Annotated in this window: 15 protein-coding genes; 11 read left to right on the forward strand and 4 right to left on the reverse strand. The window is 42.2% G+C overall.

All coding sequences use genetic code 11. The features are described 5' to 3' along the window. The first annotated feature begins 387 nt into the window (after positions 1-387). The 3 genes from DABAL43B_RS04740 to DABAL43B_RS04750 all read left to right on the forward strand — a co-directional run bounded on the left by DABAL43B_RS04740 (position 388) and on the right by DABAL43B_RS04750 (position 2834). Positions 388-1623, forward strand: coding sequence for a lipoprotein-releasing ABC transporter permease subunit (locus DABAL43B_RS04740; protein WP_079691306.1), 1236 nt, complete (start codon positions 388-390; stop codon positions 1621-1623). A 44-nt stretch (positions 1624-1667) separates the two neighbouring features. Beyond that, entirely contained in the window at positions 1668-2348 is a 681-nt protein-coding gene (gene lolD, locus DABAL43B_RS04745; RefSeq protein ID WP_079691307.1) for a lipoprotein-releasing ABC transporter ATP-binding protein LolD, read from the forward strand. A 174-nt stretch (positions 2349-2522) separates the two neighbouring features. Further along, entirely contained in the window at positions 2523-2834 is a 312-nt protein-coding gene (locus DABAL43B_RS04750; protein ID WP_079691308.1) for a hypothetical protein, read from the forward strand. Positions 2835-2879: 45 nt separating this feature from the next. On the opposite strand, the gene DABAL43B_RS04755 is transcribed toward DABAL43B_RS04750, so the two are convergent. Then, on the reverse strand, positions 2880-3455 hold the full coding sequence (locus tag DABAL43B_RS04755; RefSeq protein WP_227516741.1) for a DUF2062 domain-containing protein: 576 nt from the start codon (positions 3453-3455) through the stop codon (positions 2880-2882). Between the two features lie 305 nt (positions 3456-3760). Between DABAL43B_RS04755 and DABAL43B_RS04760 the strand changes: the two genes are divergently transcribed. The 4 genes from DABAL43B_RS04760 to DABAL43B_RS04775 all read left to right on the forward strand — a co-directional run bounded on the left by DABAL43B_RS04760 (position 3761) and on the right by DABAL43B_RS04775 (position 9923). Beyond that, on the forward strand, positions 3761-6820 hold the full coding sequence (locus DABAL43B_RS04760) for a ComEC/Rec2 family competence protein (protein ID WP_227516742.1): 3060 nt from the start codon (positions 3761-3763) through the stop codon (positions 6818-6820). A 215-nt stretch (positions 6821-7035) separates the two neighbouring features. After that, a complete protein-coding gene (gene sppA, locus DABAL43B_RS04765; protein WP_079691309.1) occupies positions 7036-8091 on the forward strand; it encodes a signal peptide peptidase SppA in 1056 nt (351 codons plus the stop codon). Positions 8092-8226: 135 nt separating this feature from the next. Further along, a complete protein-coding gene (locus tag DABAL43B_RS04770; protein ID WP_079691310.1) occupies positions 8227-9114 on the forward strand; it encodes an alpha/beta fold hydrolase in 888 nt (295 codons plus the stop codon). Positions 9115-9125: 11 nt separating this feature from the next. Continuing rightward, on the forward strand, positions 9126-9923 hold the full coding sequence (locus tag DABAL43B_RS04775; protein WP_079691311.1) for a CPBP family intramembrane glutamic endopeptidase: 798 nt from the start codon (positions 9126-9128) through the stop codon (positions 9921-9923). A 57-nt stretch (positions 9924-9980) separates the two neighbouring features. On the opposite strand, the gene dusA is transcribed toward DABAL43B_RS04775, so the two are convergent. The 3 genes from dusA to DABAL43B_RS04790 form a co-directional block, all read right to left on the reverse strand. Next, positions 9981-10952 (reverse strand): tRNA dihydrouridine(20/20a) synthase DusA, encoded by a 972-nt coding sequence (gene dusA, locus DABAL43B_RS04780; RefSeq protein ID WP_079691312.1) that lies wholly within the window; start codon positions 10950-10952, stop codon positions 9981-9983. A 227-nt stretch (positions 10953-11179) separates the two neighbouring features. After that, complete coding sequence (locus DABAL43B_RS04785) at positions 11180-12481, reverse strand: MFS transporter (RefSeq protein ID WP_079691313.1); 1302 nt, start codon at positions 12479-12481, stop codon at positions 11180-11182. A 215-nt stretch (positions 12482-12696) separates the two neighbouring features. Continuing rightward, entirely contained in the window at positions 12697-14370 is a 1674-nt protein-coding gene (locus tag DABAL43B_RS04790; protein WP_079691314.1) for a phospholipase D family protein, read from the reverse strand. A gap of 396 nt (positions 14371-14766) precedes the next feature. On the opposite strand from DABAL43B_RS04790, the gene DABAL43B_RS04795 reads away from it, so the two are divergent. From DABAL43B_RS04795 to DABAL43B_RS04810, 4 genes are all read left to right on the forward strand, one after another. Then, complete coding sequence (locus tag DABAL43B_RS04795) at positions 14767-16041, forward strand: O-succinylhomoserine sulfhydrylase (RefSeq protein ID WP_079691315.1); 1275 nt, start codon at positions 14767-14769, stop codon at positions 16039-16041. Positions 16042-16125: 84 nt separating this feature from the next. Then, complete coding sequence (locus DABAL43B_RS04800) at positions 16126-16455, forward strand: YbaB/EbfC family nucleoid-associated protein (RefSeq protein ID WP_079691316.1); 330 nt, start codon at positions 16126-16128, stop codon at positions 16453-16455. A 107-nt stretch (positions 16456-16562) separates the two neighbouring features. Next, a complete protein-coding gene (gene recR, locus DABAL43B_RS04805; protein ID WP_079691317.1) occupies positions 16563-17156 on the forward strand; it encodes a recombination mediator RecR in 594 nt (197 codons plus the stop codon). Between the two features lie 147 nt (positions 17157-17303). Beyond that, entirely contained in the window at positions 17304-18614 is a 1311-nt protein-coding gene (locus DABAL43B_RS04810; protein ID WP_079691318.1) for a ribonuclease D, read from the forward strand. Positions 18615-18622: the final 8 nt, after the last annotated feature.

Genomic DNA, 18622 nt, shown 5'->3' on the forward strand with positions numbered 1-18622 from the left:
ATGCAACATCTTAGATGGTTGGTTTATGGTAGCTCGCAATGTCGTTAGTAAAGAGGCAACAAACAACAATGATGGGTTAATGACAATTGTCCTTAGCCTACAATATATAGGTATAGACGCAAAGAATAGCAAGTCCCTCATGAAAAATAATAATAAAACCTAAATTTTTATTAAAAAATCTGGGCAGTTTGCGCGAATGACTGGCACATATAAGCCGAATTGTGTCAAACTAGCTCCCTTTTGACAGCCGCATTTGGCTTGTCTTATACCCTGTTTTTGTGTTCGATTGATATGTTTCTGTGGCAGGTGCAAAATGTTGATGCCGCTGCCGCTATTTGTTTTGTAACATACATAAAGTCGCACGTAGATAAGATAAAGAGTTTGAATATGTTTCGTCCTTTAGCGTTATTTATCGGCTTACGGTACACCCGAGCAGAGCGTAGTAATGGTTTTATCTCCTTTATATCTCTAATCTCGATGATTGGTTTGACTCTTGGCGTGGCAGTATTGATTACGGTACTATCGGTCATGAATGGCTTCGATCGTGAGCTAAAAACTCGTATTTTGGGTATGGTGCCGCAAGCGACTGTCACTTCAACCGAGATTATTGGTGATTGGAAGCAAATAGCGGATAAGATTAAAGAAGATCCAGAAGTCGCTGCTGTTGCACCTTTCATTCAGTTGCAAGGTATGCTGACCTCCAATGGTCAAGTGGCAGGAATTATGGTCACAGGCGTTGACCCTGAGTATGAAAAAAACGTTTCTATCATTAACGAGCATATGGTGGAAGGGAGCATTGATACGCTACAAAATGGCGAGTTCAGTATTGTGCTAGGCGAAGGAATGGTGCAATCTTTGGGTTTGCAATTGGGCGACAAAGTGACTTTAGTGCTGCCAGAAGCATCGCCATCACCTGCAGGCGTGATACCGCGCTTTAAGCGTTTTACCTTAACCGGAATATTTACCATCAGTCCAGAAGTGGACAGTCTCATGGCATTTATTCCTATGGGTGACGCTGCAAAATTACTGCGACTCCCAGATGGGGCGCAGGGTATCCGTATGAAGCTTGATGATATCTTTAACGCACCGATGGCGGCGCAAAAAGCCGCAGCGATTGCACCTGAACAGTTGTATCCTAGCGATTGGACACAAACGCACGGTAATCTGTTTGGTGCCATTCAGATGGAAAAAGCAATGGTAGGGTTGCTGCTATTTTTAATTATCCTAGTTGCTGCTTTTAATATTGTTTCAAGTTTGGTCATGTTGGTCACCGATAAAAAAGCGGATATCGCTATCTTAAAAACTTTTGGCGCGTCCCCTCGTTTGATTACTCAGGTCTTTATGGTTCAGGGTATAGTCATCGGTTTTATCGGAACGATTGCTGGCACGATATTGGGCGTGATATTTGCGTTGACAGTCAGTGATATTTTGGGCTTTATCAACCAAAGCTTTGGTCTAAATTTATTTGATGCTTATTTTGTTAATTATCTGCCATCGCAGCTGCGCTTGACAGATGTGGTGCTGATTACGAGCGCGTCATTTGTGTTGAGCTTTTTGGCAACTATCTATCCAGCACGCCGAGCGGCTAAGATCCAGCCTGCGCAAACGCTGCGTTACGAGTAATATAAAGGCGTAAATGCCACTATAAATAAAATAAAGGAAGCATTATGTCTGCGATTTTAAAAGCGATCAATATCAATAAGATATATGATGAAGGCGCCGTCAGTACACAAGTATTGACAGGTTTAGATTTGACTGTCAATGCCGGTGAGCGTATAGCTATTGTTGGAACCAGTGGGTCAGGAAAAAGTACCTTGCTACACCTGCTAGGTGGACTTGATATGCCGACTAGCGGCGAAGTTTGGCTGCATGGTCAGTTATTAAATAATATGAATGAGACTGAACGTGGTGCGATGCGTAATAAGCACTTAGGATTTATTTATCAGTTCCATCATCTATTGGCTGAATTTACTGCCATTGAGAACGTTGCTATGCCGTTATTGATGCGCCCAAAAGTATCGACGACTGAAGCGCGTCAACAAGCGATTGATATCTTAAATAGTGTCGGTCTTGAGCATCGCTTGGCGCATAGGCCTGGTGAGTTATCAGGTGGTGAGCGTCAGCGCGTGGCTATTGCCCGTGCCTTGGTTACCAAACCATCACTTATTTTGGCGGATGAGCCAACTGGTAACTTAGATTATGACAATGCACAAAGCGTTTTTGGTCTGTTATCAGAGCTACAAAGCACGATGAAAACGGCGCTGTTGATGGTGACGCATGATCGCAATTTGGCCGCACTGGCTGATCGTCAGCTGCTCTTGCGCAATGGTCATTGGGAAGATTATTAAAGACTGTGATTTTAAATAGTGTGTTTTTAATAAGGTAAGTAATTGCCAGCGCGCTAAGTGTTTTATGCTAAATGCTACTGGGCAGTCTGTTTTTACGGTTAGACTTTTAATAAAAAATAAGATAAAAAAGAGGCTGCAAAATAGCAGCCTTTTTATTTAATGAGGATTGATGTTATGGATAAAGATGACGACCCGATTGCGGCTTTTGGTAGTATTGAAGAAGGTGATGAGCCTTTAAAGGCCTATATGGATCCGACGTTATTCGATACGATTGAGAAACAAGCACAAATAGATCTGCTTACCCCTGTTTTTGATGCTATCACGTTAGCCGGTGTTGATTTCGATTTGAAAGCTCAGGATAGCGCAACAGGTAAGCGCTACATATTACTTAAAGATGAAGCAGTGATTGATGTTTTTGTGATGGATACCAACCTTACCAATAATATTCTGAACACGATAGAGAAACATAAAGAAGACGATTTATAGGTTTAGATAACGATACCGGCTACCACTTTATATTACAGTAACTGATCAAGGTTTAGGTGGTTTATCGGAGGAGTTACTCTGACGTTTCTGCCAAGTAGTCACGGTTTTATAACGCCAGATCGCTTTAAATGCTAAGCCGCATACAATGCTGGTAATAATGGCTAGAATGGTGATACCTAAAGAAAAAGCCGATATTGATACGGTGCCTTTATAAGTAATAAATGGATTGGCGCCGTCTGACAATGCCCATAAGCTAAAATCAGCAATCATCCTGCCAATAAGCCGTAGACTAATCATCGGTACGTCAAGAATTTTGGCACCAATATAATAAGCCGCATAAAAGATAGGTAAGCTGGTGAGCGGATTGGTAATCCATGTCAGACCAAGCGCCATTGGTACATTAGCACGAAAAATAAGCGCGCCGATTAATGCCAATAACATTTGTCCTGGTAGTGGGAAAAATGCGCTAAGCACACCGATATAAACCGCTTTGTTCAAGCTATGCCGATTAAAATGCCACAAACGCGGGTCAGCAAGTTGCGGCGCAAATAGTTTTAATGTGCGACTTTCTAAAATTTGTTCGGGGGTAGGGAGCAAGTCTTGCAGACGTTTTTTTGGCACAGAATCGCCTTCGATCGTTATCTACAGCCCGCTCAATCATATTGATAGGCTAGTATGCAGTAATATTGTTAATAAAAAATACGGATAAGGATGTTATCAGAAAAACAGGATAATAATGTTGGATAATCACGATCGCAGTATGTGTCATCAGTATAGGGTAATATCAGTATAAATACCATTGCTCGATATAGCGGTTTTTATGGCTAAGGTAAGGATAACGGAACAACCCAATTCTTTATGTATGCTAATAAGAAGGTTCTTCTTAGACATAATTTAACATTCAGAATATCAAGCAAGGAGCGCTGGTGTACTGGTTAATTGGTAGCTTTATCATCATCGCTATGATGGGCGTTTTGGCAGTTGCCGATAGTATGGCGCTGCCAATTAATCCGTGGTTAATGGATATCGTAAATACTCCTATTCTATCTTTATCACTCATTTTTCTTGTCATTATTCTGCTGGTTATTAGCCAATTCAATATACCTTTCGTCAATAGTGTAAGCCCTTCTCGCCATTCATCTCGTTACTCTCAGCTTGCTGCTCGTATCGCCACTCATATCTTAGTCGCCATATTAGCAATCGGACTGGTTATTGGAAGTGCGCTGCAAGCCTTAGTTAGCCATCAACAGGCAGAAGCCACAAAAATCATTGAGCCAATGCGTGTACAGGCTTTAGTTAGTATCGAGGGTATCAGTGATAGCGTCTATGATGCCACCACTGATAGTGGCTATCGGCAAGTAGCTACCATCAGTTACGTAACGCCATTGGTATCTGAGTTGACGGCGCAAGATTTAGATACAGTTTCAGCGAATTATAGGGCAGGGCTTAATGATAGCCTAAGCACAAATAAAGTAAGTAACGATTATTTAAGTGAAAATGATTTAAGCGGAAATAGTACCGAAAATATCGAATATCGTGTATTGCTCAATGCTTATCCGAAAAAACCAGTTAAACAGTCATTAAATAAGCCATCTAAGAAAGTATCTAAAAAGTCATCTAAAAAATTATCTAAGCGCTTATCGAACAAAACAACTAAGCAAAATCAGATGATAGACTTAAATCATTTGCAGCCTGGTGATAAGCTATTTATGACCTTGACGCTTACGCCGCTTGCTACTTCTGAGCAAGCGCTAAACAACCCTTCAGGTTTTGATAGTTATCGATGGTTACGGGGTCGTCATATTGATGGGGTAGCCAATATACTGGCTACCAGTAGCTCGACTGTGGCGCTTAATGACTCAGCGTCGCTGGTAATATCTGATGATTCTTATCTAAAACGCTTACGTACTAGTATTGACCAAGGGCGTTGGCAGTTACGCCAACACTTTTATCAAGATTGGTCCGCAAATACTGCCGCAGAACAACAAGCGAAAGCAGTAACTTTAAGTTTGCTGACCGGCGATCGCAGTTTAATCAGTCGTGATACTAAAGATTTATATCAACTGGCAGGTATCTCGCACTTGTTGGCTATCTCAGGTACGCATGTTTTGTTTTTAGCAATTATGTTTGCAGGGGCCGTTGTACTATTGCTGAATCGTCTGTATCCAGCAGTATACCGTTATGTATCGCGCTGGCAATTACGTTGGTGGGTGATGATTAGCGCTGCGTTTATTTATGCGTTATTTACTGGGTTCGATGTACCGGCTGCTCGTACTGCTTGGATGTTACTGGCCGTAGGTGTGGCAAGGCTCACTTTATTGCCCATTAGTACCATGCGCGTATTATTTGCACTGGCAGTGCTAATGGCATGGCGCGATCCCTATGTATTATGGCAGGCAGGTTATTGGCTGTCCTTTATTGCCGTGGCGCTATTACTCAAATATGATGATACCTCACAGCAGCGTCAGCAATTGGAATCAAGCCAATCACCTACCTTTACTCATAGCTTCTCTCAGAATAGCCTCTCTCCGAATAACTCCTCTCCAAACAACCTTTATAAAAACCGTCATGTGCTTACACATATATGGATAGGTTTTAAACGTTTATTTAAATTACAGTGCTGGCTATTTATCGCTCTACTGCCTGTGACTTTATTGTTGTTTGGTAAGGCATCGCTGTGGGGTCTGGTCATTAATCTATTCGCGATTGGCTTATTTGGCTGGATCATTGTACCGCTGAATCTGTTAGCAGGACTTTGCTATTTGATATTACCTCCTGTAGCAGAGGGTATTTGGACGCTTGTCATCGCAATGGTAAGTAGTTTACATGAGCTGATAGCATGGCTAACGGCATTGCCTGCGCTATCAGATGCGTGGCTATATACACCCGTCAATTTGGCGATTTTACTCATGGTATTACTAGCCATGTTGCCTTGGTTGGTGCCCCGCGGTCTGATCAGTCGTTGGTTAGCACTACCGCCGCTCAGCCTTTTAGTCATGACCGTATATGCCAATCAGCAATCACTAACTATGACCCCGAGCTTATATATTTTGCCAACAGGTGATCAATATATAAGTGCTTCTTTGTTACAGTATCCTGTCATCAATAACACGGATAAGAAAAGTGTCAGTTGGCTGTTTTTAGCCGACCATAGACCTATCGATGCAAGAACAATGCCCGGTAGTTTGACAGCAGATAAATTATCTGACGCACTAGAGCAGCAATTGGGTAGCTTATCCGTTAATAAACTAGAGGGCATCGTAGTACAAAGCAGTAGTATTGGCGTGACTGATTCGCGCGCTTATGACAATACGCGCAATGCGATGAATCCCAAAGCCTCTGAGCTTTTACCAATGACAGTCGCTCAGCTAAGTCAGCGTTTACCGGTTAGCCAATATTGGCAAGCAGGGCGTAGTGAGCGTTGGTCAGCGCTTCAGGAAGCTTATAAAGTAGCCAATCACTCTCAGAGTGCTGCGACTATCAGTGCCCAACGCTGCGAATCAGGTAAAACATGGCAACTAGCGAACGGTGGTTTAACGTTGCAAGCAATAACAGGTTGGAGCAGTATAGAGGATGCCAGTGTTTGGGACTGCACTGTTGCTATTGATAGCAGCAAACCTATAAGGGTGCTAAAGTATCATGCAAGTGATCCACTCAAGTCATTACCTGTCACTGTACAAACTCTCACATCAAGCAGCCAACCACAGAACTCTCAAGAAAATAGCTCTCAATCACGTCTGATTTTGAATACAGATACTCATCAGCGCGTTTGGCAAATGTGGTCATTAATGTGCTCGGCTGAGACAAAAAATACAAATGTAGCAATGAATCGCACGACATGGCTTGGTCACAGTGCCTCGCATATATCTGCTGATGTAATCAACCGGCAACAAATACGTGAGATAATAACCTATGATGATAAGCCGTTAGAAGCTGCTTTATCTGTTAATGCTATTGTCGATACTGATACCTACATTAAGCCTTAGCCTTTATCTTGATAATATTGCCATTAGAAAATGCGCGTATTTCACAGATCCGCTATTGAACCATGAGCAAAATGGCACCATACTTAGAAGCCTATTCATACAGAAAGCTTGAACAGTAAGAAATATTAATTTTTGCTGTACATTAATTTTTGCTGTACATAGTTTCTATATCATCTCTTTTATTGTTTTACATTGTTTCTGACTTAGGAAGTTATATGCCCAACTGGCCACCAGACCCTAACAAACGTCCTGACAATTCGGCAAATCAGCCAGTGCCGATGCAGCAGTCAAGCCAGCCGAGCGGACAAGAATGGCGACTGATTGAAAATACTTTACTAGCCAGTGTGGTCGAGCAACGTCGCGCACGTCGCTGGAGTATTTTCTTTAAGCTATTGACCTTTGGTTATATTCTATTGATATTTTTGACGATCGGTCGTAGTTGCAGCACTGAAACAGCATCTGGTCTTGATGGTATCGATACCAGCAAGCCACATTTAGCAGTGGTTGAGCTACAAGGAACAATTAGTAGTGGTGATGTCGCCAATGCTTATGATGTCAATGACGCCTTAACTCGCGCTTTTAAAAATAGTAATTCAAAAGCGGTGGCTCTAGATATTAACTCACCGGGTGGCTCTCCCGTACAGTCTGACGAAATCTGGCAAACCATGATGGACTTACGTAAAGAGTATCCCGATAAAAAGCTTTATGCGGTGATTGGTGATATTGGTGCTTCTGGCGCTTATTATATTGCTTCAGCTGCTGATGAAATTTATGTCAATCCATCAAGCTTGGTTGGTTCGATTGGGGTTATTATGCCAAGCTATAATATAGAAGGCTTAATGGATAAGGTCGGCGTAGAAGATCGCACCATTACTGCTGGCGAGTACAAAGATATTTTAAGTTTGTCACGTCCACTCACTGATTACGAAGAAAAGCACGTCGAAAAAGTGCTGGCCAATACGCATAAACACTTTATCGATGCAGTGAAAGAAGGTCGCGGCAATCGTCTAAAAAATCCTGAACAGAATAAGTTGTTTTCAGGGCTATTTTGGACTGGAGAGCAATCTATCGCACTCGGTTTAGCAGATAAAAAGGGTAGTATCTCAAGCTTAGAAAAGCAGTTAAAACTTGATAATGTGGTCAATTATACCCCAACTGATCCGTTCAGCTTATTTATGGATCGCTTTGCGGTTAAATTGGGCGCAGGCGTTGGTTCAAGTATCAATCTTGATGTGTTACCACAACAAGAGGGTAATGCGCAGATGCGTTAATGACTTTATGTTTTAGATTTAATGTGTATGATTGTTGAGGCTGAGCGTATTATTATGCTCAGCCTTAATTGTATCTCATATTCAATTATTATAAAAAATATACCAAATATCTATTTAAATTAATGAGAGCCTGTCATGAATGGAATCAACTTGCAGACCTTTGCTGCGTTACCTGTATCTAAAATAACACAAAAGCCAGTCATTCATTTTGCCCATGCTAATGGGATGCCAAGTGCAGTCTACCAGCCGTTTTTTGAGAATTTAGCGGAATTTTTTACGATTGAATATATTGCTATGCTGGGTAACACCCCTGATTATCCGGTCGATGATCATTGGCGCAGTCTCACACAGCAAGTTATTAATAGTGTTAAAAATACCTGTGAGAAGCATGGTGTCACCCAAGTGGTAGGCGTTGGTCATTCGCTCGGTGCTATGTGTACCTTGCAGGCACTATATCGCGCCCCTGAATACTTTGCTCAAGCGGTACTCATGGATCCACCTTGGATTTATGGCAAAGTCAGTTTCCTATGGCATCTTGCTAAAACTGCAGATCGATTACCAATGATGAATAATCGCTTGATGGATAAGTTATCACCAGCTGGGGTGTCTAAGCATCGCCGTGACGTTTGGGATAGCCGAGAAGATGCCTATGATAAAATGCGCCATAAAGGGTTTTTCAAAAATTTTGATGAGCGCAGTTTTCAGGGCTATATCGAGCATGGTTTACATGAGCGCGCTGATGGCAAGGTGACACTCGCCATCCCCAAAGAAAGTGAAGTTGCGGTCTTTCGAACCAATCCATCGTGGTATTGGCTGAGCCCAAATCGTGCGCCTAAGCCTCCCGTTACTCTGATTATTGGCAAGGACAGTGTGTTTTTGAAGAGCCGCTTCCCGCAGAAAATAAAATCACGCTTGGATATTCCATATGAAACTCATGCAGGCGGTCATATGTTTCCACTCGAGCATCCAGAATCTGTATCACTGCAAGTGTTAGCGTTGATAAAAAAACAATTGCCCGCTTGAGTTACGACGTTATGCTAAAGCCAAATCCAACGATGACTGTAAATAACGACTCTGCTGCACAGTCTAACCATTTGCCATTATTTTCGCGCTTAGGCACCTTGCTACTTGTCATAGGAATGGTGGTTACGTTTTTTATTAGTCAATTAATAGGCGTTTATATCGCTGGCAAACTATTATTGCCTGCCGCTAAAAATGCAAGCGTAGGCGATATTTTCTTTTTTGGTAGTAATGATGGAACGGTGGTCAGTATTTCTATCATTATAGGCTGTCTACTATTAGTGGCAATCAGCGTTTTAATCATTCGCCTAAGAGGAGGTGATTTACGCCAGTATTTGGCGTTAAAGCCGTTTTCATTAGCGGTTGGCGTGGGCATGATAGGATTGCTGGTGATATTTATGATTGGCAGTCAGGCATTAACGTATTGGCTTGATGCGTCGCCGCTGGCGTTTGTAGACCCTTTATATCAGTCTGTGAGCTCAGTATGGTTACTGGTTTTTGCGATGGTCATTGTCGCGCCACTTTATGAAGAGCTGATATTTCGTGGCATATTATGGTCAGCCATTGCAGAGCAATTCTCTAGCTCATTATATTCCGAGCATCGGGGGGCGATAGTTGCGAGTTTTGTGACCAGTTTGATATTTGCCGTCATTCACTTGCAATATGGCATTTATGAGATAAGTACCATTGTGGTACTGGCGTTGATATTCTGCTATGCGCGTATCAAATCAGGCTCGTTATGGCTGCCAATATTATTGCATATTATAAATAATGGTGCGGCTATGGGGCAATATTTAGCGCAAGTTGCATAAAGCAATAACGGCTGTTCGCGCATACTTAACAGCCATTATGCCATATTATAAATTTAGCTAAGCATCAGGGTTTAATAGTAAAACCTCATCCGCAGCGCGTTTGATATCGTCAATCGTTAAGTGCGGTTTACCACTCAACGCCTGTCGCCATTTTCGTGCACCCGTCAGCCCTTGGAACAACCCTAAATAATGCCTAGTCATCGTTGAGAGTGCTTCACCTTTAGCTATTTGCTCTTCTAAATAAGTATAGAGCTGCGCTAAAATATCTGAACGTTTAGGTGCTGGCTCGCCCCATAAGCTATTGGCTTCTGCTAATAAGTAAGGGTTATGGTAAAACGCTCGTCCAATCATCACGCCGTCTATATGCTGCAAATGTGTGGCAATATCAGCAACCGTCTCGATACCACCATTAATCTCGATATCAAGCGCTGGAAAATCTTGTTTAAGACGGTAAACATCCTCATAGCGTAGCGGCGGTATCTCGCGATTTTGCTTAGGACTTAAGCCCTGTAGCCACGCGGTACGCGCATGAACGATGAATCTTGTACAACCGCCCGCCGCCACTGTTTGCACAAAATCTGCCATAAACTCGTAACTGTCAAAATCATCGATACCAACACGGTGTTTAACCGTCACTGGGATATCGACCGCCGCTTGCATGTGTCTCACTAAATCTGCAACTGTATTGGGCTCCGCCATGAGGCAGGCACCAATCTTATTATGTTGTACGCGGTCAGATGGACAACCAACGTTGATATTGACCTCGTCATAGCCATGCTGCTGAGCGAATTCGGCACATTGGGTCATCTCAGCGATATCTGCACCACCAAGTTGCAGCACCAGCGGGTGCTCAAGCGTATCAAAGCGTAGATGCCGCGCACGATTACCGTGTATCAGCGCACCAGTACTAATCATCTCGGTATACAGATAGACATGTGGATTAAAGAGGCGCGCAAAATAACGGTAATCTGTGGTGGTCCAATCGATCATAGGGGCGACCGAGAGTCGTTTATTGGTCATATCAACCATGTTTGGTAAGCCTTAGTTTTTCAAGAGATTTTGATTAGATTCTTCAAGTGTGGTTTTTGATATTTAGATTCTATATGGCTATTTTGGATGGCAATTGTATAAGGCACAATGGTTCAACTGCGCATTGCACCTTATGGGTAATCTATAAGTTCATTCTATATAAGTTAAATGGTCACTAAGTCAGATGGTAAGAGAACCCAATAGCAGGCAAGTTGACTAACCCTTACCTAAATGACTTCATCAATTTTTTTGAATTCAGGCAAGTTATAAAAATAAACACCCATTATTATTCCAATAAAACCGATGAACGCGATGTAGAGTGCAGGTGAAAAACTCACATATAGAGTGGCATAACCCAGCCCAAAAGGCACCAATACACCTACAATGCCGTAGGCGATATTATAACAAAAAGCCATTCCTGTTAGGCGTACATTGGTTGGAAATAATTGCACAAGGATAGCCGGTATCATACCAACGATGCCAGCACAAAATCCCAAAAGGGCATACATAATTAGGATGTAGTCGCCACTTGCTTGCAGATGATAAAAAAAGGCAAACATTTGGGCGATTAATAAGATAGAACCTATCGTCAAAATTTTGCCAAAATTTTGGTGGTTAGAGATGATGCCATAAAAGACACAGCCAAAAATCATAAAGACAATGCCTAGGCTGTGTGAAAAACCAAATAAATCACTGTCTAATGTAAAGCGTAATTCAATTAAATCAGGTAGCAAGAGCACGACGACGGTCGTTATACTAGAGACAATTAGGGCTAAAACCATGCCAATAAATATGGAATGCTTACAATGCTTAAAAAGAAGGGTAAATGGTTTAGCAACATACTCTTTCGGTTTTGAGTTTTTCATTTGAGCAAAAAACGGTGATTCATCTATCCATCGCCATCCTAATAACGGCAAGACACTGAGGATGGCTGCAACAAAAAACGGTATGCGCCAGCCATAATCAGCAAGTTGGTCAACGGTCATCGAATTGCTTAACCAAAGAAAAAAAGCATTAGAGAATAATACACCTGTAAAAAAACTGGCGGTGACATAACTACAGCCCACTGACAGGTATTGGCGCGGTACATGCTCAGCTACGAAAACCCAGGCAAGCGGTACATAAAGACCAAATGCCATCCCTTGTATCAGTCGTAATATGATAAATAAAGCCGGCGCAATCAATCCCAGTTGTGCATAAGTAGGCAAGCAAGCCATGGCTAATACACTGCCAGCAGTAACCAAAATACTGATTAATAGCATGGGTTTGCGACCTTTGATATCACCATAACGACCAAAGATGACGCCGCCAAGTGGGCGCGCCAAATAACCAATGGCAAACAGTACAAGCCCCTGTATTTTTATAGTAGCAGGATCGGTAATAGCAGGGAAAAAAGAGGCTGCAATAATATCTGCGAGGTATAAGTAAATCAAAAAATCAAAGAACGCGATTGCGCCGCTGAAGCAGATAAACAGTACTGTATTTCTGTCTTTAGAGGACATTAGTGCATATTCAGAACGAGAGGGCATAATAGGTCGCGCATCCACATATGAGAGTATTTGTTAAAAAGGTCATTATATAGATAACCAGCTATAATAAAAAACGACAAATCAGTATCAATAAATAATGATTTGCCGAAAAAATAAAAGTTATTGAGCTGAGAGGTTTGAAAAGCAAGCACTTAAATTAAGAGCATTCAAGTGCTTATTAGAAATTTAAAGCTTATCAGATAAAGTTATGACTATTATAACAGCCAATCGATCGGTAACCATGACATGATAGTAAGCCAAACATGGTCGCTCACATCGACGCGCGGCTCTGAATCGTAAATCACTTTTTTATTATCTTCAATGGTATGCCACTGTAAATTGCCATTATCTTGTAATTTAACCTCATAAGCTTGGCTTAATAAGTCGTCGCTCAACGCATCATGTAACTGGGTGGCAAGTTGATCGTCATTGATAATCACCCCCATCTCAGTATTGATATTAGCGGAGCGAGGGTCAACATTATAGGAACCAATGAATACTTGATAATCATCTACCGCAAAAGCCTTGGCATGTAGGCTGGTTGATGATTGACTGCGTGCTTTCCAGAGTTTGTTTTCGCGTTTTTCTTCACCAGCGGTCGCTTTTAGCTCATAGATTTTGACCCCCGCGCGCAGCAAGCTAGGACGCCATTGGCTATAACCAGAATGTACAGCCGTGACATCGGTTGCATCAAATGAATTGGTCAAAATCTTGATATCGATACCAGATTCGGCTAATTCTACCAGCGTATTGACACCGTCTTTGGTCGGTACAAAGTAAGAGGATATAATGGTCAGTTTTTTTGATGGGCTACCTAATAGAGTGCGTAGTTGATGAACCAAATTGGTGTCTGCTGGCACCGTTTTGGTCAATTTACCCACGTCATCACTTAAAAACTGCATATCCGTCCAGCGGAAGGGCACACGCTTATTGATTAAATCTGTATCAATAGAAGAGTCATCAATCGCAGTCTTATAAATCGCTAAGCTACTTTTATTGTTATTTTTCTCATCTGCTCTTAACTTATCTAATCCTTCTAAGAAGTCAGTTGTTTCCCCTTTATCGAGTTTGGCTAAGGTTTCGATATCAAATGATATCGGCGCCGACCAGTAGTCGGCAAAACTATTGTCTATATCTGCCACCACTTTACCAATCAGTAAAACATCCAAATCAGCAAACTGACTATTTTTATCGTTGCTAAGGTATTCATCGCCAATATTACGCCCACCAATGATGGTGATTTGCTTATCAAAAATCATGCTTTTATTGTGCATGCGTCTATTGATACGAGGCAGGCCTGTCAGATAGTTTAAGGTTTGAAATTTACGATACATCAATGGATTGATGATACGTACGGCGATATTGGGGTGACTGGAAAAACGTAATAAATGCTGATCGAACTTAGCGTTATTATTAAAATCATCCAGTAATAGACGAACAATGACCCCGCGCTCAGCAGCATCCCATAAGTCTTTTAGCATCAGCTGACCCGCCTGATCATCATGCCAAATATAATATTGCGCATCGATATTGCGTGTCGCCATGCCGGTCAAAATACTGCGTGAGGCAAAAGCGTTGGCACCGGTGACGATCGGATGGTAGCCTGACAAATCGGGGTGAATGTCGTTTTGTTCACTAATGGCCGCAACCAAATCAATACTATCCGTGTTTGAGTTGGTAATACTCGTACCGTTATCCAAACGCTTTATTTGAACCCTATCTGATTTTTTATTGTCTTGTTGGTATAACGCTTCAACACGTGCCGATAGTGCTTGGCTCTCAGGTAAATGCGGCTGCTTTGGTAGAATTTGGCATCCACTAAGACATAAAGTCAGGCCGAGTGTCAGACTCAACGATAAGTTGCTTGGTTCTATAGTGAACATCGACATAAATAAGTTACCTTAGTGAGCCTTAATATAATAAAAATTTGCCGAAAAACGTGCGTGAGCTTTGTGACGGTTTTGCAGATGACAATACTAATGACAACACTGATTATGAGGCATAGGATAATATCAGCCCAAGGTAGATTTTAAATGGCCGCTAAGTTTATCAGTTGTCGGCAGCTGTGCCTATTATAAATACGTTGTTTTTGTTAGATGTAGCCTTGGTGATTTCTTTCATATCGTCTTAATCAACAGGTCGATCAGTATTCAAAAATAATATGTAGTGAGTATCTGAAACCAGCTGTTTGGAATAAGTTGACATGATATGATAACGCGAATAAATGATGTTTATAATCAACAATAAGCCGTATTTTTAATAATAACCAGTGCAATGGAAAAATTATGAGTCAGTCGCAAGTGGATAGTGAAAGCAATTTGAATACATTAGATCCAAACTGGCGCGATGATGCGCTAAATTTAGAACTAGATTATGGCATGCAAACCATTGCTGTGCGTGCAGGACAGCATCGTACGGATGAGGGCGAACACTCAGAAGCTATATTTACCACCAGCTCTTACGTCTATCACTCAGCAGCTGATGCTGCCGCCCATTTTGATGGCACAAAAACTGGCAACGTCTACTCGCGCCATACCAATCCAAGTGTGCGTACCTTTGAGCGTCGTTTAGCCGCGCTTGAAAACGGTGAGCGCGCGGTTGCCACGGCTTCGGGTATGGGTGCGATTTTGACCATGTGCTTGGCGTATTTAAAAGCTGGCGATCATCTACTGGCTGCCAATCAATTATTTGGCTCATCTATTGGTCTGTTTAATAACTATATGGCTAAGTTCGGCGTTGAAGTCAGTTACGTTGACTGCTTCGACAATGACGCATGGTCAAAGGCTGTTCAACCAAATACCAAGGTTATTTATTGCGAAAGCCCAAGTAATCCATTGGCGCAGATTTGTGATATCGGTTATTTAAGTCAACTATGTAAAGCCAATGACATACTATTGGTGGTTGATAACTGTTTTGCGACACCTGCATTGCAACGTCCACTCGATTTGGGTGCTGATGTGGTGATTCATTCTGCGACCAAATACTTAGATGGACAAGGTCGAGTGTTGGGCGGCGCGCTGGTCGGCAGTGACAAACTAATGCAAGAAGCCTTTACCGTGATACGTTCAGGCGGTATCAGCATGAGTCCATTTAATGCATGGGTGTTTACCAAAGGGCTTGAGACGCTTAAGTTGCGCATGCAGGCGCATTGTGCCAATGCCAATCAGGTAGCTGATTTTTTAGTCAATCATCCCAATGTTAGTGTTGTGCATTTCTCAGGTTTGAGCGATCATCCCTCACATGAATTGACCAAACGCCAGCATCATATGAAAGATGGCTACGGCGCGATCATGGGCTTTGAAGTTAAAGCTACCGATAAACTTGATCCAAAAGCTGCTGCTTGGCATGTGATTGATTCAACGCAAATGGTCTCTATCACCAACAATTTAGGTGATGCCAAAACCACCATTACTCATCCTGCGACCACCACTCATTTCCGTCTGACGCCTGAAGCACGAGTGGAAGCTGGCGTTAAAGATGGTCTTATCCGTCTGTCAGTTGGTCTAGAAGATGTCGAAGATATCATCAAAGATTTGGCGCGTGGTTTAGACAGTTTGTAAAGATAACGGTATAATCGCTGTTAGTGTTTTATTTTAACTCATGACAATATCAATTATTTATTATTACAAAACAAAGAGGCAACTATGAATATTCAAGCATTAATGCAACAAGCACAAACGATGCAAAAGAAAGTCGAAGCAAACGTTGAAAATGCTAAAAAAGAGCTGGCCAATAAAGAAGTTCATGCAGAATCGGGTAGTGGTCTGGTAAAAGTGACCATGACTGGTCGTCATGTGGTCAAGCGTTTGACCATCGATCCAAGTTTGCTTGAAGATGAGCCAGATATGATCGAAGATTTGATTGCAGCGGCTATCAATGATGCCGTCCGTCAAGCAGATGAGTTATATGAAGAAACGATGGCTGGTGCTACCTCAGGTATGGGTCTACCACCAGGTATGCAAGGTATGTTCTAGGCTTTAATTTGCGTTAAATATGACACATTGAATTTAGAAACGGGGTTGTTATCGACACGATACGACCCCATTTTCATAGCTATGGTTTCTAAATAAAGGAAGACACTTTGCTTACAGCCAAATTTGATCAGCTGGTCAAACAGCTGCGTATTTTGCCGGGTGTGGGTCAAAAAAGCGCCCAACGTATGGCGCTACACCTACTCACCAAAAAACGTCCACAAGGGTTGGCGCTTGCCCAAGCACTCGATGAGGCAATGCGTGATATTGTTGAATGTCAGCGCTGTCATAGCTTTAGTGATGAGGCGATTTGTCCTTTATGCCAAGATCCAAGGCGTGATGACAACCTATTATGTGTGGTCGAAACCGCTGCTGATGTCATGGCGATTGAGCAGACGGCAGGCTATCGTGGGCGTTATTTTGTCTTGGGTGGTCATCTGTCACCGATTGATGGTATTAGCGCTGATGATCTAAATATTGAGCAACTGGTTTGGCGGGTGAAACAAGAGCCGGTAGAAGAAATAATATTAGCAACCGGTACTACGGTTGAAGGTCAGACTACAGCACACTTTATCAGTGAAGCGGTCAGCCGTCATGTTAATAAGGTGACACGTCTGGCGCAAGGTGTACCGATGGGCGGAGAGCTTGAATACCTTGATAGTATGACGCTTGGTCAAGCCATGCAAAATCGCTCTTTTTTATAGTATCTATATAGCATCTTTATAAAATCGAATGCTTGCCCATTTTCTTTTATGATATTGTTATAATTGCTTTATTATTGTTTTCTCCTTTAATTTTATTAAGACGTGTTTTAGCGTTTTATTTTCCCTTATCAATGCAGGTATCTGCCCGTGTCCAACAACGCTTTAACCGATTCAAACCTTCAAGACAAACTTTCTGCTGTTACTGATGACTTATCAAAGCAATCAGACAATACTGATGTAGAGTCAGCAGATTTGCCACTAGAACCAGATATCGATGCGCTGTTAGATATCGCCGATGAAGTTGCTATCACTTGGGTGCGGCAGCAAAGTGGATTGAATGAAGTGATTGAGGCATTAGCCACTTGCGGGCGGGTGGCATTAGATACTGAGTTTATCAAGCGTGATACTTATTATCCGCGCTTGGCATTGGTACAGCTTAACGTTGGTGATCATATTTATCTATTAGATGCGCCGCAGCTACAGCTAGATGAGTTGTGGCAAGCCCTAATTAAAGTGGATGTGGCTATTTGGCATGCTTGCGGTGAAGATTTGGGTATTTTTTACCTATTGTCTGGCTGCCCGCCCTTGACCAATATTTTTGATACCCAAATTGCCTTATCTTATTTGACGGGACAATTGCAAATGGGCTATCAGCAGGCGCTTGATGAGCAATTGGATATGCATATCGATAAAGAACAAAGTCAGTCAGACTGGCTACAGCGTCCGCTATCAAATGAGCAAGAGCAGTATGCGATTGATGATGTACGCTTTTTGCCAGCGTTATATTTGAGCCTTGAATATGAGCTAAAAAAGCAGAATTTATACGATTATGTGTGGGCCGACTGTCAGTTATACGCCCACGATTTATATAAAGCACAGCATGTTGAAGATGAGGCCATGTATCTGACCATGGCTGATTATCGCTATACCTCACAACAAATGGCGGTATTACAAGCAGTTGCGACATGGCGTGAGGAGCTTGCACGTGCGACTAATCAACCTCGTACTTTTGTGATTAAAAAACAAGCGGTACGTGAGATTATCACTGAAAATCCAAGCAATATGCGTGAGCTTGCGCACAAAACGACCATGCACCGTAGTATGCTGCGCCTATATGGTGAAGAGTTAATGAAGGTGATTAAGGACGCAAAAATGCTTGCGCCTGTTGAGCATCCACCTTGCTTACTGCCCCCTTATCGTTCTAAAAATAAAGTGCTATCAAAAGCGGTGCAAGAAGCAATAGATAAACAAGCAGAGAAAATCGGTGTACCCGCTAGCGTACTGATGCGTAAAAAATGGCTAGGACAATTGTACGAAGTTATCGCCTTTGAGCAAGGGCTAGCAGCATTACCACAAGGCTTAAAAGGCTGGCGTAATAAATGGGTCACGCAAACATTGATTCCAGTGATTGAAGCGCATAAAAAAGAGCTACAACAAGGTATGGGAATTAACGTTTAATTTTTATT

It is taken from the genome of Psychrobacter sp. DAB_AL43B, from assembly GCF_900168255.1.
Classification (GTDB): domain Bacteria; phylum Pseudomonadota; class Gammaproteobacteria; order Pseudomonadales; family Moraxellaceae; genus Psychrobacter.

What these genes read in the sequence shown, in the direction of transcription:
- DABAL43B_RS04795 (WP_079691315.1), top strand. Translation starts at nt 14,767, where the DNA reads ATGAGTCAGTCGCAAGTGGATAGTGAAAGCAATTTGAATACATTAGAT.
- DABAL43B_RS04790 (WP_079691314.1), bottom strand. Translation starts at nt 14,370, where the DNA reads ATGTCGATGTTCACTATAGAACCAAGCAACTTATCGTTGAGTCTGACA.
- DABAL43B_RS04800 (WP_079691316.1), top strand. Translation starts at nt 16,126, where the DNA reads ATGAATATTCAAGCATTAATGCAACAAGCACAAACGATGCAAAAGAAA.
- DABAL43B_RS04785 (WP_079691313.1), bottom strand. Translation starts at nt 12,481, where the DNA reads ATGCCCTCTCGTTCTGAATATGCACTAATGTCCTCTAAAGACAGAAAT.
- DABAL43B_RS04770 (WP_079691310.1), top strand. Translation starts at nt 8,227, where the DNA reads ATGAATGGAATCAACTTGCAGACCTTTGCTGCGTTACCTGTATCTAAA.
- DABAL43B_RS04750 (WP_079691308.1), top strand. Translation starts at nt 2,523, where the DNA reads ATGGATAAAGATGACGACCCGATTGCGGCTTTTGGTAGTATTGAAGAA.
- sppA (WP_079691309.1), top strand. Translation starts at nt 7,036, where the DNA reads ATGCCCAACTGGCCACCAGACCCTAACAAACGTCCTGACAATTCGGCA.
- DABAL43B_RS04775 (WP_079691311.1), top strand. Translation starts at nt 9,126, where the DNA reads ATGCTAAAGCCAAATCCAACGATGACTGTAAATAACGACTCTGCTGCA.
- dusA (WP_079691312.1), bottom strand. Translation starts at nt 10,952, where the DNA reads ATGGTTGATATGACCAATAAACGACTCTCGGTCGCCCCTATGATCGAT.
- DABAL43B_RS04740 (WP_079691306.1), top strand. Translation starts at nt 388, where the DNA reads ATGTTTCGTCCTTTAGCGTTATTTATCGGCTTACGGTACACCCGAGCA.
- lolD (WP_079691307.1), top strand. Translation starts at nt 1,668, where the DNA reads ATGTCTGCGATTTTAAAAGCGATCAATATCAATAAGATATATGATGAA.